Raw genomic sequence first — 22,111 nt, 5'->3', positions numbered from 1 at the left:
GCGGGGCACCCTGGCGGCGCCCCGGCGTTCCAACCCGGCCGCCCGGTCGCCATGTTCGCCGGACCCGCCTGTGCCCCCGCAGGCCGCGGCCCCGCTGGTCCGCAAGCCGGACCGCGTACCGGACCGCAAACTGCCCCGCTAATGGCGGCGGGCCGGCGTGGCCGCCGTGCGCCCGCCTTTGGGCATGCCATGCTGCAAGCCATGGGCCGTGCTTTCCTCCACTTGCGCCGCGTGCTGGTGATCGCCATGTCCGTCCACCACTTCCGGCGCCACTTCGATGCGGGTCACGCTGGCATCGACCGATAACGGGTCGCTGGCCGGAAACGTCATTTCCACCGCCTCGTCAAGCAGCGTCTCCCTGGCCTGCTCCACCGGCGTGGGTGGTTCCTCGTCGGCCAGCGCCGTGATGACGGTGGCCCATTTGACGCAATCGAGCCGTGCCAGGTCGCGCACGCTGTGCACGCCAAACACCTGGGCCAGCGCCGCGGCGCCCTGCGCGCTCATGCTGCGCAAGGCCGTGACGGGCGCCTCGGCCAGCGCCCGCATGCCCAGGTCCGCATAGTCATCGTTGATCAAGGTCTTCAGGTTCATGATGCCATTCCTCCACGATTGGGCTGGGGCGGTGCTGCGCCAGCCTGGCTACCTCGCCACTATGGTGGCCGCGCGTTCCGCCGTCTGTGCGGCAGCGAACGGTGCCCTTGGACCTGACGCGGGTACGATAGGGCTACGGTTTTGACATTCGTAAATGCTATTGCTATGATCGATCAGCACTTTTCTGGCGGCCTCATGACAGCCCTCCCCACCACGGCTGCCCTGCCCGCCGCCCAGCGCAGCGCACTGACCGACAGGCCTGACCCCGTGCCCACACTGCAGAAACCGAAGATCCTGGTCGTCAACGACGACGCCGCCAGCCTGTTCGCGCTGACGAGCTTGCTGGCCCAGTGGGCCGACCAGGAAGGCTATGAAGTGCTGCCGGCCAGTTGCGGCCAGGACGCCCTGCGCCAGGTGCTCAGGCATGATTTCGCCGTGATTTTGCTCGACGTCAATATGCCCGGCATGGACGGCTTCGAGACGGCCGAGGCGATCCACCAGCGGGCCCGCTCGGCCAACATTCCCATCATCTTCATCACGGCCTACCTGGCCGACGAACTGGACCGGCTCAAGGCTTACCAGCGCGGCGCCGTCGACTTCCTGTTTACGCCCGTGATCCCGCAAGTGTTGCACGCCAAGATAGCCGTGTTCGTCGCGCTGGCCATGAAGAACGAGGCATTGCGGCTGCAGGCCCGCCAACTGAGCCTGCGTACGACGGCCCTGACCGGCACCAACAAGCGGCTCACGCGCGAGATCGAGGAGCGCAAGACGGCCGAACGGCAGAACCACGCCAAGGATGAATTCCTGGCCATGCTGGGCCACGAACTGCGCAACCCGCTGAGCGCCATCAGCAGCGCCGCCACGCTGATCGGCCTGCCCGGCGTGTCGCCCGAGGGGGCGGCCCGCGCGCGCCAGATCATCCAGCGCCAGAGCCAGCACCTGGGGCGCATCGTCGATGATTTGCTGGACCTGTCGCGCGCCATGTCGGGCAAGATCCTGCTCAACCGCGCGCCGCTGGACCTGGCGGCGCTGGTGGCGGCCTGCCTGGAAACGTGCCGCGCCACCGGCCGCGCCGCCGGCTACACGCTGCACCAGCAACTGGAACCGGCCTGGGTCGACGGCGACGCCACCCGGCTCGAACAGATCGTCAGCAACCTGCTCGACAACGCCCTCAAGTACACCCCGCCCGGCGGCCGCATCGCGGTGCGCACCGGCAGCGAGGGCGGGGACGCGGTGCTGACCGTGTATGACTCCGGCGTGGGCATCGCGCCCGAGCTGCTGCCCCAGGTGTTCGACGTGTTCGTGCAAGGGGCAAGCACGCTGGACCGCGCCCAGGGCGGGCTGGGCATCGGCCTGTCGCTGGTGCGCCGGCTGGCCGAATTGCACGGCGGCCACGTGCAGGCCGACAGCGACGGCGACGGCGCCGGCAGCACCTTCACCTTGCGCCTGCCCCGCGTGGCGCACGGCGAACCGGCCGCACCGGCCCCGGAAGCCCTGGCGCCGGCCGGCAAGCCCATGGTGCTGCTGATCGAAGACAATGACGATGGCCGCGAAATGATGGCCATGATGCTCAGCTGCTATGGCTACGCGGTGCAGCAGGCGGCCGAGGGCGGCCTGGGCTTGCAACTGGCGGCCCGCTGCCAGCCGGGCCTGGCCCTGATCGACATCGGCCTGCCGGCCATGGACGGCTACGAGGTGGCGCGCCGCTTGCGGGCCGACCCGGCCACGCGCGACATCAAGCTGGTGGCGCTGACCGGCTACGGCCAGGCCGAGGACCGCCAGCGCGTGCTCGACGCCGGCTTCGACCGCCACCTGGTCAAGCCGGTCGACGTCGAGCACTTGCTGCAAGTAATAGGCCATTGCATGGGCCAGGCGGTGGACTGACAGCGTGGACTGACGGCGCCGTTGCCACTGTCGCGCCCGCAGTGCGCCAAAGTTTCCCATCCTCAGGTATGATCGCCTCAAATGTTGTTCCACCACCAACCGAGTATGCCATGCCCGTTCAGGCCCCCCCTCCTACCGATCCGGCCGCGCCAGAGGCGCAACGCACTGCGGAATTGAGCGAACTGCTCGGCCATGTACACACTTGCTGGGACGACGAACGGCGCTCGCTGTCGCGCCAGTTGCACGACAGCCTGGGCTCGTCGCTGACGGCCCTCACCATGCACCTGGGCCTGCTGATGCAGAAGATGCCACAGGAACCGGCCCTGCAGGAGCGGGCCGCCCACATGAAACAGTTGCTGCACCAGATCGTGGAAACCAACCGCGACATGCAGCACCGGCTATGGAACGACAAGCTGGAGTTTCTCGGCGTGCGCGTGGCGCTGGCCGAGCAGGTGGCCCAGTTTAGCGCCAGCCATCAACTACAGGTCCATTGCAGCCTGCCCGACGAGGAACTGGAATGCCCCCGCAGCCACAGCGTGGTGCTGCTGCGCGCGCTGGAGGAAGCGCTCGATAACGTGGCCGCCCATGCGGACGCCACGGCCGTGGACGTGATCGTGGACGACAACGACGAACAGCTGGTGCTCACGGTGCGCGATAACGGCGTGGGCCTGCCGCCTGGCGGCGCCTTGCCGGTCCACGGCAAGTATGGCCTGCGCATGGCGCGCGAACGGGCGGCCCACCTGGGCGGCCACTTGACCGTAGCCGCCAACGGCCCCCGTGGCGTGCAACTGACAGTGGTGCTGCCCAAGCCCTTCAGTGCAGCTTGACCAGCGGCCGGCCGCGCTCTGTCCACCCTGGGCGCTGGTCAGCCCGCGCCGGGGCGGCAGCGGCCGCCCCGTGCCGGGGCAGGATCAGTCGTCGCGGCCGTGGCCGTGGCCGCGGCCGTTGCCGTTGCCATGCCCCTTGCCACGGCCGGGGCCATGGTCATCATCACGGCGGTCGTCACGGCGGTCATCGCGATAGTCACGGCCACGGTCGCCGTGCTCGGCGCGGTAACGGGGCGCGTATTCGTTCTGGTACCAGTTATCGTCCACGAACAGCACGCGCTGGCCGCAGGCATGGTATTCCTGGCAGTGCTTGTCCCAGTGCTTGGCGTGGCCAGGCGGCACGCGCAGGTAGATCGGCGCCGTCTCCACGTAGCGCGTGGGGCGCTGGACGATCACAGGTTCGCGGTACAGCACTTGCGGCTGCGGATAATTACCGAGGTCGATGCGGCCGTAAAAACCAGGCTCGCCGATGCTGATGGACACACCCACGTCGGTCGCCATTGCGGTGGAGCACAGGGCCAGCAGACTGGCGGCAAGAATCAGAGGTTTCATTGAGGTTGTTTCCCGTTGTTATAAAAATAATTAAAAATCGCGCGATGCCGGCGAGAATCACATTTTAACCGTCGGACAAGCGCCGCACCGTACGCGAACGAACATATCACCACAATCGCGCCAGCGGCAACACCACGCCGCCGAATAGTGACCAGTCAGCCGAGGCCCGGTTCAAGCCCTTGGCCAGGCCAACGTCCAGCGTCATGTATTTGCTGGGACTGTAGGCCGCCGCCACCAGCGCCTGCGCCGTGCGGTCAACGCCGCCACGGCGCGTGCCCGACAGCTCGCCCGTCACGCCCCAGCGCTCGGACACCGGCACCGAGAACGAGGCCGACAGGCCGGTCTGGGTGCGGCTGCTGCCGTCGTCCCACACGCCGAGCCGGGTCAGGTTCACGTTGGCGTCCATGTGCACCAGGTCGAAATCGTGGCTGTAGATGCCGTTGACGCTGTAGTCGGCCCGGCCGCTGCCGATGCTGTCCCTGGCCGTGGGGGCCTTGGCGCCCAGCTCCAGGCCGAAGGCGGTGGCGCTGTCGACCAGGAAGGCGCGCTTGAGCACGAAGGTGGTGTCGCCCACGCCGTGCGCGCGTCCGCCGTGATCATCGGGGGCCGACACCCACGCCTCGCCGCCCACCACCACGCCCCAGCTGTCGCTGAAGCCCAGCTTGAGCGCGTAAGGCAAGCTGTTGCGGTGCCCGCCATCGGCCCTGGTGGCCAGGCCGCCCACTTCCAGTTCCAGCTGGCCCGGATACGGCAGCTGGGCCGGGCTGGACACGGACGGCCGGTACGGCGTGACCGGCTGCATGTCATCGGCGCGGCCAGGCGCGGCCACCGCGGCCAGCGCGGCCAGGGCCAGCAGGCTTGCGGCTTGACGTTGGATCATGCTGGTCTCCTTTGCATAGTTCACCACTGATTAGTTGCTTCTCAGCCAGCAGCCTAACACTGATCGCGGGGTGGCCCAAGCACCGATGCAAACTTGCTGGACAGAAAAAACACTGCTATGCTAATCGTTTGATCTCTAACCATTTGCGAGCAAACCTTTTGTCCTCTATCGAAGACCGCTTCTCGGCCGCCCTGCACACGTCCGCGCGCGGCTGGCGCCTGGCCGTGGACCGCCGCCTGAAGCACCTGGGCATCAGCCAGGCCAGCTGGATGGCCATCGCCATCGTGGCCAAGGCCGCCACACCGCTGTCGCAGACGCGGATGGCCGCGCTGGTCGGGGTGGAAGATCCGACCATGGTGGCCACCATCGACCGCCTCGTGAAGGCCGGTTACGTGTTGCGCACGCCCTCGCCCACCGACCGCCGCGTCAAGCTGGTGAGCCTGACGGACGCCGGCCAGGAAATCTACCGCACCCTCAAGGCCGAATCGGACGTGCTGCGCGCCGACCTGTTGCGCCACATCGACCCGCAAGCGCTGCGACTGGCGACGGAAGTGCTGGAAACGCTGCAGGCCGGCATCGAGGCGCAGCTGTGAGCGCAACCGGCACGGCAGCCGCCGGCGCCGACGATGGCCTGAACCGGCCCATGATCACGCTGTCGATCATGCTGGCCACCATCATCCAGGCGCTCGACGGCACCATCGCCAACGTCGCGCTGCCCCACATGCAGGGCAGCCTGTCGGCCTCGCAGGACCAGATCACGTGGGTGCTGACCTCGTTCATCGTGGCCGCCGCCATCGCCACGCCGCTCACCGGCTGGCTGTGCGACCGCTACGGGCAAAAGAACATCTTCCTGTCGGCCGTGGCCGGATTCACGGCCGCCTCCGTGCTGTGCGGGCTGTCCGCCTCGCTGGGCCAGATCGTCGCGGCGCGCCTGCTGCAAGGCGTGTTCGGGGCGGCGCTGGTGCCGCTGTCGCAAGCCGTGCTGCTCGACATCAACCCGCGCGAGAAGCACGGCTCGGCCATGGCCGTGTGGGGCATGGGCGTGATGATCGGCCCCATCCTCGGCCCCACGCTGGGCGGCTGGCTGACCGACAGCTACAACTGGCGCTGGGTGTTCTTCATCAACGTGCCGGTGGGCGCGCTGGCCTTCTACGGCATCTGGAAATACATCCGCCCCAGCCCGGCCGCGCGCCGGATGGCCTTCGACGGCTTCGGCTTCGCCACCCTCAGCCTGGCCATCGGCGCGCTGCAGATGCTGCTGGACCGGGGCGAACAGAACGACTGGTTCGCCGCTACCGAAACGTGGGTGGAAGCGATCGTCATGACGCTCAGCTTCGCGTACTTCGTCGCCCACACGGCGCTGCGCCCGGCCGGCAAATCGTTCTTCAACTACCGCCTGCTCAAGAACGCCAACTACGCCAGCGGCCTGCTGTTCATCTTCATCGTCGGCCTGGTGCTGTACGCCACGCGCGCGCTCACGCCCACCATGCTGCAAGGGCTGATGGGCTACCCGGCCGCCCTGGCCGGCCTGGTGACGGCGCCCAGTGGCCTGGGCACCATGTTCGCCATGCTGGTGGTGGGCCGGCTGGTGGGCCGGTTCGACCTGCGCCTGCTGCTGGGCACCGGCTTCGCCATCACGGCCCTGTCGCTGTGGTCGATGAGCGGCTACACGCTGGTGCTGTCGCGCGGCGACATCGTGTGGCCCGGCGTGGTGCAAGGCCTGGGACTGGGCCTGGTGTTCGTACCGCTCAGCACCGCCACCTTCGCCACGCTGTCGCCGGAAATGCGGGCCGAAGGCACGGCCATCTACAGCCTGGTGCGCAACATCGGCAGCAGCATCGGCATCGCGCTGGTGCAAACCCTGTTGGTGCGCAATACGCAAACCATGCACGCCGCGCTGGCCGAGAAGGTCACCTATGGCAATCCCGCCCTGCTCGACAGCCCCGTCTACAACCTGGCCACGCCCGAAGCGGCCACCGCGCTCAATAACGAAATCACGCGCCAGGCCTCGATGATCGCCTACGTGGACGACTTCTGGCTGATGATGGTGCTCACGCTGTTGGTGATTCCCCTGCTGTTGCTGATACGCCCGCCAGCCAGGCCGGCCGCGCCGGCGCCAGCGCCCACCTCCGCCCACGCCGCCACGGATTCTAAACAAGACCAATGACGACACTCCACCGCTCTCAAATCGCACTAGCGCCGCTGCGCATGCTGCTGGCGCTGGCCCTGGCCGGCTGCGCCCACATCCCGCACGACAGCGCCCCGCTGCCCCAGCGCGACGTGGCCGGCGCCAGCCTGGCCGCCGACATCCGCCTGGCCCACGATGGCTGGCCGGCCGCCCGCTGGTGGACCGGCTACGGCGACCGCCAGCTCGACGCGCTGATGGCGCAGGCGCTGGCCTCCGCCCCCAGCCTGGAGGTGGCGGCCGCCCACATCGGCAGCGCGCACGCCGCCCTGGACAGCAGCAGCGCCACGCTGGGCGTGGAGCTGGACGGCCACGCCGACATCAACCGCCAGCGCTATTCCGGCACCGGCCTGTTCCCCGCGCCCATCGGCGGCAACTACTTCACCGAGGAGAACGTGCGGCTGGAAGCACGCTACCACTTCGACTGGTGGGGCAAGAACCGCGCCCAGATCGCCGCCGCCGTCGGTGAGCTGAACGCGCAGCGCGCCAGCTACGCCCAAGCCGAACAGGTGCTGGCCGCCGCCACCGCGCAAGCCTACTTCCGCTTGCAAGGCACATGGGCGCGGCTGGACAACACCGAGCGCCAGATCGCCATCCAGGCGCAATTGGTACAGGACCAGGCCAACCGCATGGCCCATGGCCTGGCCAGCAGCGACAGCGCGCACGCCGCCGAAGCGGACCTCGCACAACTGCGCAAGCAGCGCGCCCGGTTGCAAGCGGACGCCGGCGCCGCCCGCGAAGCCTTGCGCGCCCTGCTGGGCGCGGACGCCAGCGCGCTGGAAAACCTCAAACCCCACGCACTGGCCACCACGCCGCACGCCCTGCCCGCGCACTTGGGCATGGAACTGCTGGCGCGCCGTCCCGACCTGCAGGCGGCCCGCTGGCAGGTGCAGGCGGCGCTGAGCCAGACGGAAGCCGTGCAGGCCGCGTTTTACCCCGACATCAACCTGAGCGCCGCCATCGGCCTGGACTCGATCTCGTACCAGCATCTGCTGCAAGGCGCCAGCCGCACGCTGTACCTGGCGCCCACATTGAACCTGCCCCTGTTCGACAGCAAGCGCCTGAACGCCCAGCTGGCCAGCGCGCGCAGCGCGCGCGATGAAAAGGTCGCTGCCTACAACCAGGCCGTGGTGCAAGCCGTGCGCGAGGTGGCGCAGGACAGCCTCGCGCTGCAAGGCTTGGAACAGCAACTGGCCCGCCAGGCCGACGCGACGGCGGCAGCCAGCGCCCAGCTGCGCAGCGTGCAAGCCCGCGCCGCGCACGGCCTGGCCGACCACCGCAGCGAACTGGCCGCGCAACTGACCCTGCTGCGCCAGCAGGACAGCGCGCTGGCCCTGACGCACGCCCAGGTGCAGGCCGAAGTGGCCCTCACCCAGGCGCTGGGCGGCGGCTACCGCAACGAAGCCGCCACCAATTGACCCGCACCGCATAACAGGAATCCCCATGAGCACCGACAACACCAACAACAACGAGCGCCAGCGCAAGCGCGTCCTGCTGGCCATCACCGCCCTGTTCCTGCTGGGCGGCGCGGCCTACGCGGCCTACTACACGCTGATCGGATCGAAGGAACAGGAAACGGACAACGCCTACGTGGGCGGCAACCTCGTCACGCTGTCCTCGCAAGTGGCCGGCAACGTGCAGGACATCCGGGCCGACGACACCCAGCTGGTGCAGGCGGGCAGCCCGATCGTCCAGCTGGACGCGGCCGACGCCGACGTCGCCCTGAGCCAGGCCGAAGCCCGGCTGGGCGCCACCGTGCGCCAGCAACGCCAGCGCTACGCCGACGTCGCCCAGTACGACGCCACCATCGCCCAGCGCCGCCTGCTGCTGCGCGAGGCGGAAGCGGACCTGGCGCGCCGCAAGCCGCTGGCGGCCGACCACACGGTGTCGGGCGAGGAAGTGGAACACGCCGGCCAGGCCGTCGCCAACGCGCGCGCGGCGCTGGCCGTGGCCGAGCGCCAGGCCGAAGCGGCGCAAGCGGGTGTGGCCGGCGTGGCGCTGGCCCAGCACCCGGCCGTGCTGGCGGCCAAGGCCGACTACGCGCAAGCGTGGCTGGCCGCCCGCCGCAACGCCATCCTCGCGCCCGTGACGGGCTACGTGGCCAAGCGCAGCGTGCAGGTGGGCGCGCACGTGGCGGCCGGCACGCCGCTGCTGTCCATCGTCCCGCTGGACCAGTTGTGGGTGGACGCCAACTACAAGGAATCGGAACTGCGCGGCATCCGCATCGGCCAGCCGGCCACGGTCACGGCCGACCTGTACGGCAGCAAAGTGACCTACCACGGCAAGGTGCTGGGCCTGTCGGCCGGCACCGGCAGCGCGTTCTCGCTGCTGCCGGCGCAAAACGCCAGCGGCAACTGGATCAAGGTGGTGCAGCGGGTGCCGGTGCGGATCGCGCTCGACCCGAAAGAGCTGGCCAGCCACCCGCTGCGGGTCGGTTTATCGACGACGGTGGTGGTCGACATCAGCGACACGAGCGGCCCCATGCTGGGCACCGCCACGGCCGCCGGCCCCGTGTACGCCACGCGCGCGCTGGCGCAACCGCTGGCGCAAGCGGCCAGCGCCGCCGACGCCATCATCGCCCGCAACCTCAAGTAAAAATCGGGGACGCACCCCGGTTTTTCCACCCAGCAAAATCGGGGACGTAACACCATTTTCCCGTGCGGAAAAATGGTGTTACGTCCCCGATTTTCTTTTGCGGAAATACCTTGTTACGTCCGGGGTTGGGGGACGGGCGCGGCGAGTTCGGCGTCGAGCTGGTGGATGGCGGTCTGGGCCTGGGCGATGGCGCGGTCGGCGATGCGCAGCCGCATGCCGGCCACGCGGCTGGCCGCTTCCGCTTCCAGTAAGGTGGGCGTGAGCAGTTGCAGCGCCGATTCGTGAAAGCCGTCCGCCACCAGGTCGAGCTGGGCGTTGAACGATAGCTCGGCCTCGCGCAACTGCTTGCGCAATTCCGCTTCGAACGCGGCGCGCTTGTCGCGGATTTCCATGCGCTTGCGCTTGCCGCCGTCGCTGAACCATTTGACGGCGCCCGCCAGCAGCACGGCGCCGCCGACGAACGGCGCCACCGGCACCAGCACCGGCAGTACGACGGCCGCGCCGAACAGATAAGCGGCCGTACCCGTGCCGGCCGCCGCCACGGCGCCGCTGACCAGCGTGACATTGGCCGCCGTATCGACCCCGTTGGCAATGCGCGTGCCGAGCCGCAAACGCGGCATCAGCCTGGCCAGGGCCGAGTGGTGCTGCCGCTGGAACACGGTGGTTTGGCTAAGCCGCATGGCCGACTGGAACAGCCGCAAGTCCTCCTGCAGCAGGTGCAGGGCCTGTTCCTTGCGCCGCACCAGGCGGTCCAGCCGCCGCTCCATCTCCTGCCCGAACTGGTTGCGGCCTATGCTGTCCCACACGTCGACGTCCTTCCACTGGTCCGCGCGCAGCCGCTCGGCGATGGCCAGCTCGATGGCATTGCCCGCGTCATGCACGGCGTCGTCGATTTCCTCCAGCAGCAGCGAGCGTTCGTGCGCGATGCGGGCGTCGATCAGGGTCAGCCGCTGCACCACTTGGTGGCGCATCTCCTGCGCGGCCGTGGCCACGGCCTCCGCGCCCGCCTCGCCGGCCGCCATCGATTCCGCATGGTCCATGTAGGAGGCGATATCCTGGCTGATGGCGCGCGTGGCCGCGCCCACGTGTTCACGCAGCGCATCGAGCCCGATCACGCCGGCCTGGTAGTCGCGGGCATGTTCGATCAGGGCCGGCTGCCCGGAGCTGCGGCCAAAGTCGGCCACGGCGTCGGCCAGCGTGCGGCCCTTGATCAACCTGCGCGCCTGTTCGCCCAGGCTGGCCAGCAAGCCGCGTTCCTCTTCCGGCGGCAAGCCGTCCAGCTCCTCGAACGTGGGTTTGACATTAAGCGCCTTGGCCAGCCGCTGCGCCAGCGGACGCGCGTTCGCGCCCAGCAGCGCCAGCAAGGGGATGGCCATGGAAAAGGCGGCGTCGCGCGCCGGCTGGGGCGTGCCGGCGCCGGCGCGGCCCAGTGCGGCGTAGGCCCAGTCCACGCTGACGCCCGATTCGATGGCGTTCAGCACCAAAGCGGTAAAGACGGCGGAAGCCTTGCCCTCGCCGGCGATCTCGGTGACGGCGGCAAATTGCGCCAGGGTGACGGCGCCGTCGGCGGCGGCCAGCGCGCCCAGGGTGCGCGCGTAGGCGGAGCTGAAGCTCTGGTCGGACGACAGATGCTCGTCCAGGGTGCGCACGGCGACAATATGCTCGTGGTGGGACTCGGCGCCAGCGGCGCCTTCATGCATGCTGTTCACGGCTGCTCCATTCCATAACGGGTGCCATGCCGCGATTCTACCTGAAGCGCGGGCCGCCGGATCGGCACGAGGCCACGTTATTGGGGCACTTCCGTCGACAGCACCAGCGTCTCCTTGATCTCCTCCATCACGACATAGCTTTTCGACTGGGCCGCGCCGGGCAGTTGCAGCAGCATTTCACCGAGCAGCTTGCGGTACTCGGCCATTTCATGGATGCGGGCCTTGATCAGGTAATCGAAATCGCCCGACACCAGGTGGCATTCCTGCACCTCCGGAATGCGCAGCACTTCGCGCCGGAATTGCTCGAACACGGAGGCCGATTTCTGGTTCAGGGTGATCTCCACGAACACCAGCAGCTTGGCCCCCAGCGCCGGCGGCGAGATGCGCGCGTGGTAGCCGGTGATCACGCCGTCGCGCTCCATGCGCTTGACGCGCTCGATGGCCGGCGTGATCGACAGGCCCACCTGCTCGCTCAAATCCTTCATCGAAATGCGGCCATCGTCCTGCAGGATGCGCAAGATCTTGCGGTCCAGCTTGTCCAGGCTGCGGACGGATTCCTTCTGTGTACGCATGAATATCCACTAAATTTCTATCGTTATACAGTAACAATTACTAGTCAAACGACAATACCATAGCAATATATCTGGCGCAATCCAAAAACATGGGGACAGCTTTATGAAAGTCGTTATTCTCGGCAGCGGTGTGATCGGCGTGACCAGCGCCTACTATCTGGCCCAGGCCGGCCACGATGTCACGGTACTCGACCGCCAACCCGGCCCCGCGCTGGAAACCAGTTTCGCTAACGCCGGGCAAATCTCGCCCGGCTACGCGTCCCCCTGGGCCGCTCCCGGCATCCCGCTGAAGGCCATGAAATGGATGGTGCAGCGCCACGCGCCGCTGTCCATCACGCCCGACGGCACCAAGTTCCAGCTGCAATGGATGTGGCAGATGCTGCGCAACTGCACGCCCGAGCGCTACGCCGTGAACAAGGAACGCATGGTGCGCCTGGCTGAATACAGCCGCGATTGCTTCAAGGCCCTGCGCGCGGCCACCGGCATCGAATACGAAGGCCGCCAGCAAGGCACGACCCAGCTGTTCCGCACCCAGAAGCAGCTCGACGACGCGGCCAAGGATATCCGCGTGCTGGAGGAAACGGGCGTGCCGTTCCAGCTGCTGACCGGCGACCAGCTGGTGCACGCCGAACCTGGCCTGGCCGCCTCGCGCCACAAGCTGGTGGGCGGCCTGCGCCTGCCCAACGACGAGACGGGCGACTGCCAGCTGTTCACCACCCGCCTGACGGCCATGGCCCAGGAACTGGGCGTCAAGTTCCGCTACAACGTCGACATCACGGGCCTGACCGTGGCCGCTGGCGCCATCGCGGGCGTGCAGTGCGGCGCCGAGACCGTGCGGGCCGACTCCTACGTGGTGGCGCTGGGCGCCTATTCGACCACGCTGTTGAAGAACCTGGTCGAGATTCCCGTCTATCCGCTCAAGGGCTATTCGATCACGGTGCCCATCGTCGATGGCGGCGCCGCGCCCACCTCGACCATCCTGGACGAAACCTACAAGATCGCCGTCACCCGCTTCGAGGACCGCATCCGCGTGGGCGGCATGGCCGAAATCGCCGGCTACAACCTCCATCTGAACCCGCGCCGCCGCGAGACGCTGGAAATGGTCGTCAACGACCTGTTCCCCGGCGCCGGCGACACGGCCGCCGCCACCTTCTGGACCGGCCTGCGGCCCATGACGCCGGACGGCACGCCCGTGGTCGGCCGCACCGGCCTGCGCAACCTCTACCTCAACACGGGCCACGGCACGCTGGGCTGGACCATGTCCTGCGGCTCGGCCCAGCTGCTGGCCGATATCATTTCGTCCCGCCGCCCCGCGATCCGGGCCGACGACCTGTCCGTGGGCCGCTACAGCCGCCAGGACGCCCCACGCCAGCCGGAGCTGGTCAACGCCTGAGGCAAAACAGGCACGCCGGGACCGTCGCTTTTAGAGGACGGCCTCGGCCCATCCTTGCGTTGAGATTGGACGCGGGCATGCGTATAATTTCGACATGAATAAACTGGAAGCTTTCGGGCATATCGCTGCCCTGGCCATTCGTGGCGAACTGGTGTTCCCCACCAGCGTCAACGCGGCGCTCCGCGTGCAACTGGCGCTGGACGATCCCGAATGTCCGATCGACAAGGCCATCAGCCTGGTGCTGGCCGAGCCCATCCTGGCCGCGCGCACGGTGGCGATCGCCAACTCCGCCATGTTCAACCGCAGCGGTGCGCCGGCCATCACCAACGTGCGCGGCGCCATCATCCGCATCGGCTACCACAACCTGTACGCGCTGGCCGCCGCCATGGTGGTGCGCCAGTTCGGCAGCAAGATCACCGATCCGGAAGTGCGCGCCAAGGCCGAGCAGCTGTGGGACCACACGATCCACGTGGCCGCGCTGGCCCGCATCATCGCGCGCCAGGTGACGGGCGTGAATCCCGACACGGCGCTGTTCGCGGCCATCGTGCACGAGGTGGGCGGCTTCTACCTGCTGTCGCGGGCCGACGAATTCCCCGGCCTGCTCGAAGACGATCCCGAAAACTGGCAGCCGGCCAGCGAGGAGATCATCACGCGCGAAGTGATGCACAAGTTGAGCATCCCGGAGCCGGTGGCCGAAGCCATCGAAGGCCTGCGCGACGGCTTCCTGTCCATCCCGCCCGACAACCTGCTCGACACGCTGCTGCTGGCCAACCACCTGTCGCCCGTGCCATCGCCGCTGGCCGGCCCGCAGCGCGAAATCCCGCCCCATTCCGATTCGGCCATCGACCTGTTCATCGATGAGGACAAGCTCAAGTCCATGCTGGAAGAGTCGGAGATCGACGCGGCCGCCATGAGCGCGGCGCTGCTGGTCTGACGCACGGCCAGTCCGGAGCGCGGCCGCTGCTGAAGCGTCTGGCGCGTCGGCTTCAGCGCGCGTGGCGCTTCGGCTTCAGCACGCCCGCTGCCTAACCTTCAGTGCGCCCGGCGCTGCGCCCTGGCGCCCGGCCTGGCGTGCGGGGCCGCCGCCGGCGCCAGCCACCATTCCCGGTGTTCCTGCGGCAGGCCGTCCGGCAGCAGCGGATTGACCAATTCGATCACGCGCCGCTGGTCCAGCCGCGCCGCGCGCAAGGCGGCGCCGAAACGCTGGTTGAACAGCCGTTCGAACGAGCCATCCGCGATGGCCGCCTCCAGTCCCCGCTTGACGGCGTCGGCCAGCTGGACGTTGTTGCGGTTGACGAAGTAATACAGCGCCGTCGGGTAATGAATGGCGATGTAGCGGTCGATGGCCAGGCCCGGATGGGCGGCGGCCTCGGGCCCGATCTCGATCACGGCGCGGGGAAAATAATCGATCCGGCCGGCCGACAGCATGCTGAACAGCGCCTCGTAGCTGGAGTTGGCCGACACCGGCACGCCATTGCCGCGCAGGATGCCCGTGTCCGGCCAGTCGTGTCCCTGCCCGCTGCGCAGCTTGCGCAGCCCCGCCAGGTCGCGCACGCCGGCGAACAACTCCTGGCGATCGCCCCGCACCAGCGGAATGCGCCAGCCATAGAGCCCCTTGTCGATGGGGATGCGCACGGCCAGCATCTTGCTCTCGCGCTCCTGGCTGGTCATGGTGGCGATGATATCGACCCCGCCATCGCCCTTGGCGATTTCCAGCAGCACGCGGTCCTGGGTCATGACGACGGGGGCGAATTTCAGTTCATACGGGGTCGCGGATTTTTCCAGCGCCAGCCGCAGCAGCGCGACAGGATAGTCGGTCTGCGGATCGTTTTCCAGCAAGGGACGGGGAAACAGGATGGTGGCCGCCAGTGCCGGCGCGGCCAGGGCGGCGCATGCCGCGGCCGCCAGCCGCGCCAGCATACCGCGCGACACGACAGGCAAGCCATGGGCACGCATGAGCGCGACCTCAGTCGGGCACGGAATAGCCGGAGCGGAACGGCTTGGCCGTGCCATCAGGCGCGAACACGGCGCGGTCCACCGCCCCGATGTCGGCGCCATACACGTGGATGCTGATCGAGACCCGGTCATCATGGGCGTTGCGCACCTGGTGGATATCGCCCAGCGTGGGCGACACAGCGGCCACGGCGCCCGGCGCCAGCCGCTGCGGCGGGCCGCTCGGGGCCAGGCTGCCATCGGCCGCGAACGCGAAATCCTGGGCCGTCTCCGCGCCGCGCAGCATGCCGATCAAGCCCCACACCGTGTGATTGTGGACGGGTGTGTGCTGCCCCGGCCCCCACACGAAGCTGACGATGGAAAAGCGCGCGGCCGGATCGCGGTACAGCAGGTATTGCCGGTAATACAGGGGATCGGGCCGGGCCTGGGCTGGCGGCAGCCAGTCGTCGCGGGCCACCAGCGCGGCCAGCAGCGCGCCGCCCTGCTGCACGAATTCCTGCTCGGTAGCGCCGGCGTCGGCCAGCGCCGTGAAACCGTCCACGCAGCGCCGCAGTGGCGCCGGCAGGCCGGCCGGGTCACACGATTGCTCGCTTGCTTGCATGCCCTACCCTCCCCAGTTTCGCCATGCCCCGCCAACTGGCGCCGGCGGGGCGATGCGATGCGATTAACGCAGGTTGCCCGTATGGCCCAGCGAATAACGGCCCGGCAGCGGCCACACGGTCAGGCCGTGCGGCTCCTGGCCCACCTTGACCTTGGCCACGGCGCCCGTTTCCGTGTTGATGCGATACACCACGTCGTCATAGCGGCCCGACAGCCACAGCGACTTGCCGTCCACGCTCACGTTGCCCATGTCCGGGCTGCCGCCGCCGGGAATCGGCCACTGCGCCGTGATCTTGCCGCTGGCGAAATCGATCACCGTCACGCTGCCCTTGCCGTTGCGCGGGCCGTGGATCTTGTGCGAACCGCGGTTGGCCACGTACAGGCTCTTGCCGTCGCGGCTGGGGTACAGGCCGTGCGCGGCCACGCCGGTGGCAATGAAGCCCGTCTCCTTGAAGGTGGCGCCATCGACCACGTGCACGCCGTCCGCCTCCATGTCGGCCACGTAGAAGCGCTTGCCGTCAGGCGAGATGCGTATGTCCTGTGGCATGCCCTTCTTCGAGCTGCAGATTTCCGTGGCGCCGGGGCCGGCCAGGGTCGGCACGTCCTTGTAGCGGGTAGCCGGCATGTTCAGCTTCAGGTAGCCGAGCACGCTGCGGTTGACCAGGTCGATCTTGACCAGGCTGCCGTCGAATTCGCAGGTGAACAGCGCGTAGCTGCCATCCATCGAGAAGTCGGCATGGTTGATGCCGCCGCACTTGGGCGTCTCGATCGAATACTGCAGCGCCAGCGTGCGCGGATCGCGGAAGTCCAGCCGGTGCTTGGCTTCGGCCACCACGATGGCCGATTTGCCGTCGGGCGAAAAGTACAGGTTGTAGGGATCGTCGACCTTGATGGCCGCGCCAGGCTTGCCGGTGCGCGGATCGATCGGGGTCAGGCTGCCGTCGTCATAGCGCTCGGCGTTGTTGGCCACCCACAGCGTGCGCAAGTCCCACGACGGCACGATGTGCTGCGGCGCGCGGCCTACCTTGAAGCGGTCCACCACTTTCATGCTGGACGGGTCGATCACGCTGACGTCGTTCGAGCGCAGGTTGGGCACGTAGATGCGTTCCAGGTCGCCCTTGACGGCAGCGCTCACGTGGCTGGAGCCGGTTTCGCTGTACAGGTTGCTGGCATCGACCACGGGCGGCATGCCGGCCACGGTCGCCGGTGCGGACGATGCCGCAGGGCCGGCCGGGGCCGACGAATTGGCCTGGGTGGCGGCGTACACGCCGGCCTCGCCGCCGATGGCAGCAATGGCCAGCGCGGCCAGGCCCAGGCGGGCGGGAATGCGTGCGGTGTGTTTGACAGGTAAATGCATCCTGGGTTTCCTCGATAAACAGTTAGTTCAATATGCGTTCAATATGCGGTATTCAATGGGCCGGCGGCAAGCGTTTGATCGCCCCCACCGTGGCCTCGATAATCTGCTGCACGCCCAACTGGCCCAGCTCGGCGCTGGCGCGGCGCGGATCGCCGGCCACGCCATCGCCGGGCGTGGGACCATGGGCCAGCGCGGCGCTGCGCACCTGAGCCGGGTCGAGCGCGAGGCTGAGCGACACGTCGGCCAGCCCCGCGTGGGCGCCGATTTCGGCGGCGCTGTAGCCGCGCTTGCGCAGCAGCGCCCCAAAGCCTTCCGACGCGGCCTGGTAATACTCGGGCGGCGCATAGACGTGGCAGCCGGCGTCGCCGGCCTTGTTCACGTGCTGCGCCACGCGCTCCAGGTTCTTCTGGTAGCCGCCATGGTCGCCCAGCAGCACCACCTGGCGCAAGCCGTGCTGGCACAGGCTGCGCGCTGTGGCGTCGAGCATGGCGTCGAACGCGCTGTCGGGAATGGAGATGGTGCCGGCGTAGCGCATGTGGGCGGCCGGCGGCCGGATGCTGCCTTCCGGGACGTAGCTGACCGTCGGTGCGACGACGGCGTTGCCCAGCCGTTCGGCGATCCGGCCGGCCAGCAGGTGCGCGCGGCCATTGTGCTTGCCCAGCACGATGTAGGGGCCGCTCTGCTCCGTGCCGCCCACGGGCACCAGCACGGTGCTGGCGCCGGCCGCGATGCGCTCGCGCAGTTCGGGCGACGTCATTTGTTCCAGGTAGACGCTGGCAGGCCCCGCATGCGCGCCCGCGCAGGCGGCCAGCGCCAGCATCAAGGCCGGGGCGCGAAACAATGGCGGGGACGAACGGCGCAACGGCGGAACGGACAGGCGGAGGAAGGCGATAATTGCTGGCATGACTCGATTATCGCTTGAAATGCCCAGAATCGAAATAGCTGTTTGTCCCGGACGCACTGCCGGGCCCGCCATCGTGCCATTCCGGGCACACCCGCGCCTCAGCCGCCACACCCCGTCTCGGCCATGCGCAGTGGCGCGTCGCCGATGGCCGCCTCCGGCCGGTACACGGTGCAACCCTTCAAGCCCAGCTGCCACGCCTCCATGTACAGCGATTCGAATTCCGCGAAGCTGGTGCCGGGCGCCAGGTTGAGCGTCTTCGAGATGCCCTGGTCCACGTGGGCCTGCAACCGCGACACCATCTGCAACTGGCGCAGCGGATCGATGTCGCACGCCTCGACCAGCGCCGGCGGCAGCGGCGCGCCTTGCCCGTGCAGGCGCCGGAACAGCGTCCACGCATAATCGGCGGCGTCCACCGTGTGCCGGCTGCCATCGTCGCGGCGCATGGTGCGCTGCTGGCGCAACGCGAAGATGGGCTCCACCCCGCTCGACACATTGTTGGCCAGCACGCTGATGCCGCCGGCCGGCGCCAGCGCCGTCAGGTGGCTGTTGCGGATGCCGTGCTTCCAGATACTGTCGATCAACTCTGGCGGCAGCGTCTGGATGAAATCGCTGCCCAGGTAGCTGGCCGCGTCGTAGGCCGGGAACGCGCCGCGCTCATCGGCCAGCGCGATCGAGGCCCGGTAGGCCGCATGGCTGACCGTGCGCATGATGACGTCGGCCAGTTCCAGCGCGTGATCGTCGCCATAACGCACGCCCAGCATGGCCAGCGCATCGCCCAGTCCCGTGATGCCCAAGCCCAGCCGGCGCGTGGCATGGGCCACGGTGGACTGGGCCTTGAGCGGCCAGGCCGACACGTCATACACATTGTCGAGCATGCGGGTGGCCACCGTGGCCGCGTCGGCCAACGCGGCCAGGTCCAGCTTGGGATGCTGGCCGAACGGCTCGTGCACGAACTGGGTCAGGTTGAGCGAACCGAGGTTGCAGGCGCCATGCGGCGGCAGCGGCACTTCGCCGCACGGGTTGCACACGGCGATCTGCTCATGGCCGCGCAGGTTGTTGGCGCGCTGCACGTGGTCGATGAAGATCACGCCCGGCTCGCCGCTGTCGAACGCGGCCCGCAACAACCGTTGCCACAAGGCGCGCGCCGGCAGCGTGGCCCACACCTGGCATGGCTGGGGCGCATCCGTGCCGGACCAGACCCGCTCGCAGACAGGCAGGTCCGCCACCGGCGCGTGGCCGCTGGCCGGGAACACCAGCGACCATGGGCCATCTTCCTCCACGGCGCGCATGAATTCATCGGTGACCAGCACGGACAGGTTGAAATGGCTGAGCGTGCCGCCGCGCTTGGCGTCGATGAACGCTTCAATATCGGGATGGTCGCAACGCAGGGCCGCCAGCATGGCCGGCCCGCGTCCGCCCGGCTGGGACAGCGCGCTGGCCGCCGCGTCCCACACGCGCATGAAGGCCAGCGGGCCGGCCGCCGTATTGCCGCTGCGCTCGGCGCGCGCGCCGGCCGGGCGCACGGGCGAGAAGTCGCAACCGACGCCGCCGCCGGCCTGCAGCGTGACCACCGCCTCGCCCAACGCGGAGAAGATGCCGTCCAGCGCATCGGGCAAGGTGCCGGAGGCGAAACAGTTGAACAGCGTGGCGCCATGGGTGCGGCCGGCGCCGGCCAGGATGCGTCCGCCAGGCAGGAAGCGGAACTGCGTGAGCACCTGTTCAAAGCGGGCGCGCCACGCGTCGCGGTCGCGCGCCTCGGGCGCCGCCAGGGCCAGCGCCACCCGGGACCAGCTGGCCTGGACGTTGGCGTCGCCGTCCGGCCCGCCGCCATAACGGGCCCGCCACACCATGGCTGCGATAGGTTCCGTCAAATGATGATCGTTCATGGCATGCTCCCTGGGAAGATGATTCAAACTGGTGCATCGATAAAATAAACGTTGCATTTCCGTCGCAGCGCAACGGCCTGCGCGCCACCGGCTGTTGCTAATCGTCACGCAACATCGCCGCGCGTCATGTCAGGTGTTGTCTGCGCTTTCCACCCTAAACCGATGAATCTAAACGACTGTTTTCCGTCGGCGCAAAACACGCCTGTCACATGCATTTTTGAACTTTGATCGTCATCAAAAAACCCATGATTTTTTTACTGCCGCTTTCTATCGTGCCGCTATTTCCACGCGTGATGGGCGGTGATATTGTGAAGCCGTCAGCCCGTTGATTTCTCACCTACGCGAGCAGCCAGCCATGCATACGACATCATCGAACGCCCAACCCTCATTGCAGCAATTATTGCGCGAATGCCCCCTGTCCGGCGCCGCGCCGGTGGAGATCCACGGCGCCCGCGCACTCGGTTGCGATGCCAACGACGACTTCCTGTTCCAGGGCTACAAATACGTGCTCGATGCCAGTCGCGATGTGCTGGTGCGGGAAGACATCCACCGCTGGATACAGGCCCGCCGCACGCTGAACTGATACCGTTGCTTCATTGTGGGCGCGGCCAGCCCGGCGCGCAGCACCGCGTTTGACCTAGATCAGAAAGCATGTGAATTTTCCGCATCTTTCCCTGCCGCCGCACAACCACGTTGCGCGCTGGCCCTTGTCACGCATGGCGGCGTAGAATGGGGCATGGGCGGTTTTACGCAAGCACCTGATTTGCGTCACATTTCCCGGCTGCGCCAGACCGCCTCTGGTCTTATTGTGCAAGCTGAGCGTGCAAGCTGAGCTTTGCCAGCGGGAGAACATCATGAGCAACATCCAGGCTATCGCTTCCTGTGCCCACATCATCAGCGGCGAGGAAGGCGATTACGACGGCTTGCTGGAACGGATAGGCGAGGCGCGCATCGTCCTGCTGGGCGAGTGTACCCACGGCACGCAAGAGTTCTACCACGAACGCGCGCGCATCACGCAACGGCTGATCAGCGAATGCAATTTCTCCGCCGTCGCCGTCGAGGCCGACTGGCCCGACGCCTACCGCGTGCACCGCTACCTGCGCGGCTGCAGCGATGACGCGGACGCCGAAAGCGCGCTGGCCGGTTTCAAGCGTTTCCCCACCTGGATGTGGCGCAATTCGGAAACGGCGGACCTGGTGGACTGGCTGCGCGACTACAACAGCGCGCTGCTGCCGGGCGCCCATCCGGTCGGCTTCTACGGCCTGGACCTGTACAGCATGTTCGCCTCCATCGAAGCCGTGCTGCACTACCTGGACCAGACCGACCCGGCGGCGGCCGAACGGGCCCGCCAGCGCTACGCCTGCTTCGACCGCTACCGCCACGACAGCCAGGATTACGGCTACGCGGCCGGCCTGGGCTTGAGCCCGTCGTGCGAACTGGCCGTGCTGGCGCAACTGCGCGACATGCACCGCCAGGGCGCGCACTACCTGCACCACGCGGACGCCGAAGGCAGCGACGCCTTCTTCTACGCGCAGCAGAACGCCAGCCTGGTGGCCAACGCCGAGCAGTATTACCGCATCATGTTCCAGGACCGGGTGGCGTCATGGAACGTGCGCGACCGCCACATGACGATGACGCTGGAAGCGCTCGAGCATTACCTGTCGCACCGCAATGGCGAGGCGGCCCGCATCGTCGTGTGGGCCCACAACTCGCACCTGGGCGACGCGCGTGCCACGGACGCAGCCGAACAGGGCCAGTGGAACGTGGGCCAGCTGGTGCGCCAGCTGTACGACAAACAGGTGTATGCGGTCGGCATAAGCACCTACCAGGGCACCGTGACGGCCGCCTCCAGCTGGAATGGCGCGTGGGAAACCATGCAGGTGCGGCCGGCCCATGCCGACAGCTACGAAGCCCTGCTGCACCGGACCGGCGTGGAACGCATGCTGCTGCCGCTGCACGGCGAAGGCGGCGCCGGCCACCTGCTGCCCAGGGAGCACCTGCAGCGCGCCATCGGCGTGATCTACCAGCCGGCCACGGAACTGCACAGCCATTATCTGACGGCCCGCCTGGCCGAACAGTTCGACGCCGTGCTGCACATCGATACCAGCCACGCGCTTACGCCGCTGGATGGCCCCGAGGGCGCCCGCCAGCCGGAACCGGGCGAGGCGCCGGAAACCTTCCCGGCCGGCGTGTAGCGGCCGCACCGCGGCGGGGCCAGGCACG

Annotated in this window: 20 protein-coding genes; 10 read left to right on the top strand and 10 right to left on the bottom strand. The window is 68.1% G+C overall.

Annotation, left to right across the window (positions count from 1 at the left end):
- Nucleotides 1–138 precede the first annotated feature (138 nt).
- Complete coding sequence (locus H3H36_RS12395) at nucleotides 139–591, bottom strand: hypothetical protein (RefSeq protein ID WP_182217936.1); 453 nt, start codon at nucleotides 589–591, stop codon at nucleotides 139–141.
- Between the two features lie 195 nt (nucleotides 592–786).
- Between H3H36_RS12395 and H3H36_RS12390 the strand changes: the two genes are divergently transcribed.
- Both H3H36_RS12390 and H3H36_RS12385 read left to right on the top strand, forming a co-directional pair.
- Nucleotides 787–2,475, top strand: coding sequence for a response regulator (locus H3H36_RS12390; protein WP_220459722.1), 1,689 nt, complete (start codon nucleotides 787–789; stop codon nucleotides 2,473–2,475).
- Between the two features lie 110 nt (nucleotides 2,476–2,585).
- Nucleotides 2,586–3,302, top strand: coding sequence for a sensor histidine kinase (locus H3H36_RS12385; RefSeq protein ID WP_182217934.1), 717 nt, complete (start codon nucleotides 2,586–2,588; stop codon nucleotides 3,300–3,302).
- Nucleotides 3,303–3,386: 84 nt separating this feature from the next.
- Here H3H36_RS12385 and H3H36_RS12380 read toward each other — a convergent pair whose 3' ends face one another.
- Both H3H36_RS12380 and H3H36_RS12375 read right to left on the bottom strand, forming a co-directional pair.
- Entirely contained in the window at nucleotides 3,387–3,854 is a 468-nt protein-coding gene (locus H3H36_RS12380) for a hypothetical protein (protein WP_182217932.1), read from the bottom strand.
- Between the two features lie 106 nt (nucleotides 3,855–3,960).
- A complete protein-coding gene (locus tag H3H36_RS12375) occupies nucleotides 3,961–4,734 on the bottom strand; it encodes a transporter (RefSeq protein ID WP_229219878.1) in 774 nt (257 codons plus the stop codon).
- Between the two features lie 158 nt (nucleotides 4,735–4,892).
- Between H3H36_RS12375 and H3H36_RS12370 the strand changes: the two genes are divergently transcribed.
- The 4 genes from H3H36_RS12370 to H3H36_RS12355 are packed head-to-tail and all read left to right on the top strand — an operon-like array spanning nucleotide 4,893 to nucleotide 9,514.
- Nucleotides 4,893–5,327 carry a MarR family winged helix-turn-helix transcriptional regulator gene (locus H3H36_RS12370; protein ID WP_182217929.1) on the top strand — a complete coding sequence of 145 codons (435 nt, stop codon included), beginning with the start codon at nucleotides 4,893–4,895 and terminating at the stop codon, nucleotides 5,325–5,327.
- Between the two features lie 50 nt (nucleotides 5,328–5,377).
- On the top strand, nucleotides 5,378–6,901 hold the full coding sequence (locus tag H3H36_RS12365; RefSeq protein WP_182218094.1) for an MDR family MFS transporter: 1,524 nt from the start codon (nucleotides 5,378–5,380) through the stop codon (nucleotides 6,899–6,901).
- Entirely contained in the window at nucleotides 6,898–8,337 is a 1,440-nt protein-coding gene (locus tag H3H36_RS12360; protein ID WP_182217927.1) for an efflux transporter outer membrane subunit, read from the top strand. Before H3H36_RS12365 ends, H3H36_RS12360 begins: the two co-directional genes overlap by 4 nt.
- 25 nt (nucleotides 8,338–8,362) lie before the next feature.
- Nucleotides 8,363–9,514 carry an HlyD family secretion protein gene (locus H3H36_RS12355; RefSeq protein WP_182217925.1) on the top strand — a complete coding sequence of 384 codons (1,152 nt, stop codon included), beginning with the start codon at nucleotides 8,363–8,365 and terminating at the stop codon, nucleotides 9,512–9,514.
- Nucleotides 9,515–9,627: 113 nt separating this feature from the next.
- On the opposite strand, the gene H3H36_RS12350 is transcribed toward H3H36_RS12355, so the two are convergent.
- Together H3H36_RS12350 and H3H36_RS12345 are read right to left on the bottom strand one after the other, a co-directional pair.
- Nucleotides 9,628–11,214 (bottom strand): hypothetical protein, encoded by a 1,587-nt coding sequence (locus tag H3H36_RS12350; RefSeq protein WP_182218092.1) that lies wholly within the window; start codon nucleotides 11,212–11,214, stop codon nucleotides 9,628–9,630.
- An 86-nt stretch (nucleotides 11,215–11,300) separates the two neighbouring features.
- Nucleotides 11,301–11,795: an Lrp/AsnC ligand binding domain-containing protein gene (locus H3H36_RS12345; RefSeq protein ID WP_182157284.1), complete on the bottom strand. Its 495-nt coding sequence runs from the start codon at nucleotides 11,793–11,795 to the stop codon at nucleotides 11,301–11,303.
- A gap of 103 nt (nucleotides 11,796–11,898) precedes the next feature.
- On the opposite strand from H3H36_RS12345, the gene H3H36_RS12340 reads away from it, so the two are divergent.
- Together H3H36_RS12340 and H3H36_RS12335 are read left to right on the top strand one after the other, a co-directional pair.
- Entirely contained in the window at nucleotides 11,899–13,188 is a 1,290-nt protein-coding gene (locus H3H36_RS12340) for a D-amino acid dehydrogenase (RefSeq protein ID WP_182217922.1), read from the top strand.
- 94 nt (nucleotides 13,189–13,282) lie between these two features.
- Nucleotides 13,283–14,122, top strand: a complete 840-nt coding sequence (locus H3H36_RS12335) for an HDOD domain-containing protein (protein WP_182217920.1) — start codon at nucleotides 13,283–13,285, stop codon at nucleotides 14,120–14,122.
- A 98-nt stretch (nucleotides 14,123–14,220) separates the two neighbouring features.
- Here H3H36_RS12335 and H3H36_RS12330 read toward each other — a convergent pair whose 3' ends face one another.
- The 5 genes from H3H36_RS12330 to H3H36_RS12310 form a co-directional block, all read right to left on the bottom strand.
- Complete coding sequence (locus H3H36_RS12330; protein WP_182217918.1) at nucleotides 14,221–15,144, bottom strand: substrate-binding periplasmic protein; 924 nt, start codon at nucleotides 15,142–15,144, stop codon at nucleotides 14,221–14,223.
- A gap of 10 nt (nucleotides 15,145–15,154) precedes the next feature.
- Complete coding sequence (locus H3H36_RS12325) at nucleotides 15,155–15,742, bottom strand: cysteine dioxygenase family protein (protein ID WP_182217915.1); 588 nt, start codon at nucleotides 15,740–15,742, stop codon at nucleotides 15,155–15,157.
- Nucleotides 15,743–15,805: 63 nt separating this feature from the next.
- Nucleotides 15,806–17,098: a YVTN family beta-propeller repeat protein gene (locus tag H3H36_RS12320; RefSeq protein ID WP_182217913.1), complete on the bottom strand. Its 1,293-nt coding sequence runs from the start codon at nucleotides 17,096–17,098 to the stop codon at nucleotides 15,806–15,808.
- Between the two features lie 52 nt (nucleotides 17,099–17,150).
- Nucleotides 17,151–18,002, bottom strand: coding sequence for a creatininase family protein (locus H3H36_RS12315; protein WP_229219877.1), 852 nt, complete (start codon nucleotides 18,000–18,002; stop codon nucleotides 17,151–17,153).
- 98 nt (nucleotides 18,003–18,100) lie between these two features.
- The gene (locus tag H3H36_RS12310) at nucleotides 18,101–19,888 is read right to left on the bottom strand and encodes an adenosylcobalamin-dependent ribonucleoside-diphosphate reductase (RefSeq protein WP_182217911.1); all 1,788 of its coding nucleotides are present in this window, start codon (nucleotides 19,886–19,888) and stop codon (nucleotides 18,101–18,103) included.
- Between the two features lie 355 nt (nucleotides 19,889–20,243).
- Here H3H36_RS12310 and H3H36_RS12305 point away from each other — a divergent pair, with 355 nt between their 5' ends.
- Nucleotides 20,244–20,471, top strand: coding sequence for a hypothetical protein (locus H3H36_RS12305; RefSeq protein ID WP_182217909.1), 228 nt, complete (start codon nucleotides 20,244–20,246; stop codon nucleotides 20,469–20,471).
- Nucleotides 20,472–20,742: 271 nt separating this feature from the next.
- The gene (locus tag H3H36_RS12300) at nucleotides 20,743–22,083 is read left to right on the top strand and encodes an erythromycin esterase family protein (protein WP_182217907.1); all 1,341 of its coding nucleotides are present in this window, start codon (nucleotides 20,743–20,745) and stop codon (nucleotides 22,081–22,083) included.
- Nucleotides 22,084–22,111 lie beyond the last annotated feature (28 nt).

Source organism: Rugamonas fusca (genome assembly GCF_014042365.1).
GTDB lineage: Bacteria > Pseudomonadota > Gammaproteobacteria > Burkholderiales > Burkholderiaceae_D > Rugamonas > Rugamonas fusca.
This window is presented reverse-complemented; position numbering and strand designations above follow the sequence as displayed.

Coding starts and splice junctions, on each gene's coding strand:
- H3H36_RS12395 (WP_182217936.1), bottom strand. CDS start 591: ATGAACCTGAAGACCTTGATCAACGATGACTATGCGGACCTGGGCATG.
- H3H36_RS12390 (WP_220459722.1), top strand. CDS start 787: ATGACAGCCCTCCCCACCACGGCTGCCCTGCCCGCCGCCCAGCGCAGC.
- H3H36_RS12385 (WP_182217934.1), top strand. CDS start 2,586: ATGCCCGTTCAGGCCCCCCCTCCTACCGATCCGGCCGCGCCAGAGGCG.
- H3H36_RS12380 (WP_182217932.1), bottom strand. CDS start 3,854: ATGAAACCTCTGATTCTTGCCGCCAGTCTGCTGGCCCTGTGCTCCACC.
- H3H36_RS12375 (WP_229219878.1), bottom strand. CDS start 4,734: ATGATCCAACGTCAAGCCGCAAGCCTGCTGGCCCTGGCCGCGCTGGCC.
- H3H36_RS12365 (WP_182218094.1), top strand. CDS start 5,378: ATGATCACGCTGTCGATCATGCTGGCCACCATCATCCAGGCGCTCGAC.
- H3H36_RS12360 (WP_182217927.1), top strand. CDS start 6,898: ATGACGACACTCCACCGCTCTCAAATCGCACTAGCGCCGCTGCGCATG.
- H3H36_RS12355 (WP_182217925.1), top strand. CDS start 8,363: ATGAGCACCGACAACACCAACAACAACGAGCGCCAGCGCAAGCGCGTC.
- H3H36_RS12350 (WP_182218092.1), bottom strand. CDS start 11,214: ATGCATGAAGGCGCCGCTGGCGCCGAGTCCCACCACGAGCATATTGTC.
- H3H36_RS12345 (WP_182157284.1), bottom strand. CDS start 11,795: ATGCGTACACAGAAGGAATCCGTCCGCAGCCTGGACAAGCTGGACCGC.
- H3H36_RS12340 (WP_182217922.1), top strand. CDS start 11,899: ATGAAAGTCGTTATTCTCGGCAGCGGTGTGATCGGCGTGACCAGCGCC.
- H3H36_RS12335 (WP_182217920.1), top strand. CDS start 13,283: ATGAATAAACTGGAAGCTTTCGGGCATATCGCTGCCCTGGCCATTCGT.
- H3H36_RS12330 (WP_182217918.1), bottom strand. CDS start 15,144: ATGCGTGCCCATGGCTTGCCTGTCGTGTCGCGCGGTATGCTGGCGCGG.
- H3H36_RS12325 (WP_182217915.1), bottom strand. CDS start 15,742: ATGCAAGCAAGCGAGCAATCGTGTGACCCGGCCGGCCTGCCGGCGCCA.
- H3H36_RS12320 (WP_182217913.1), bottom strand. CDS start 17,098: ATGCATTTACCTGTCAAACACACCGCACGCATTCCCGCCCGCCTGGGC.
- H3H36_RS12315 (WP_229219877.1), bottom strand. CDS start 18,002: ATGCCAGCAATTATCGCCTTCCTCCGCCTGTCCGTTCCGCCGTTGCGC.
- H3H36_RS12310 (WP_182217911.1), bottom strand. CDS start 19,888: ATGAACGATCATCATTTGACGGAACCTATCGCAGCCATGGTGTGGCGG.
- H3H36_RS12305 (WP_182217909.1), top strand. CDS start 20,244: ATGCATACGACATCATCGAACGCCCAACCCTCATTGCAGCAATTATTG.
- H3H36_RS12300 (WP_182217907.1), top strand. CDS start 20,743: ATGAGCAACATCCAGGCTATCGCTTCCTGTGCCCACATCATCAGCGGC.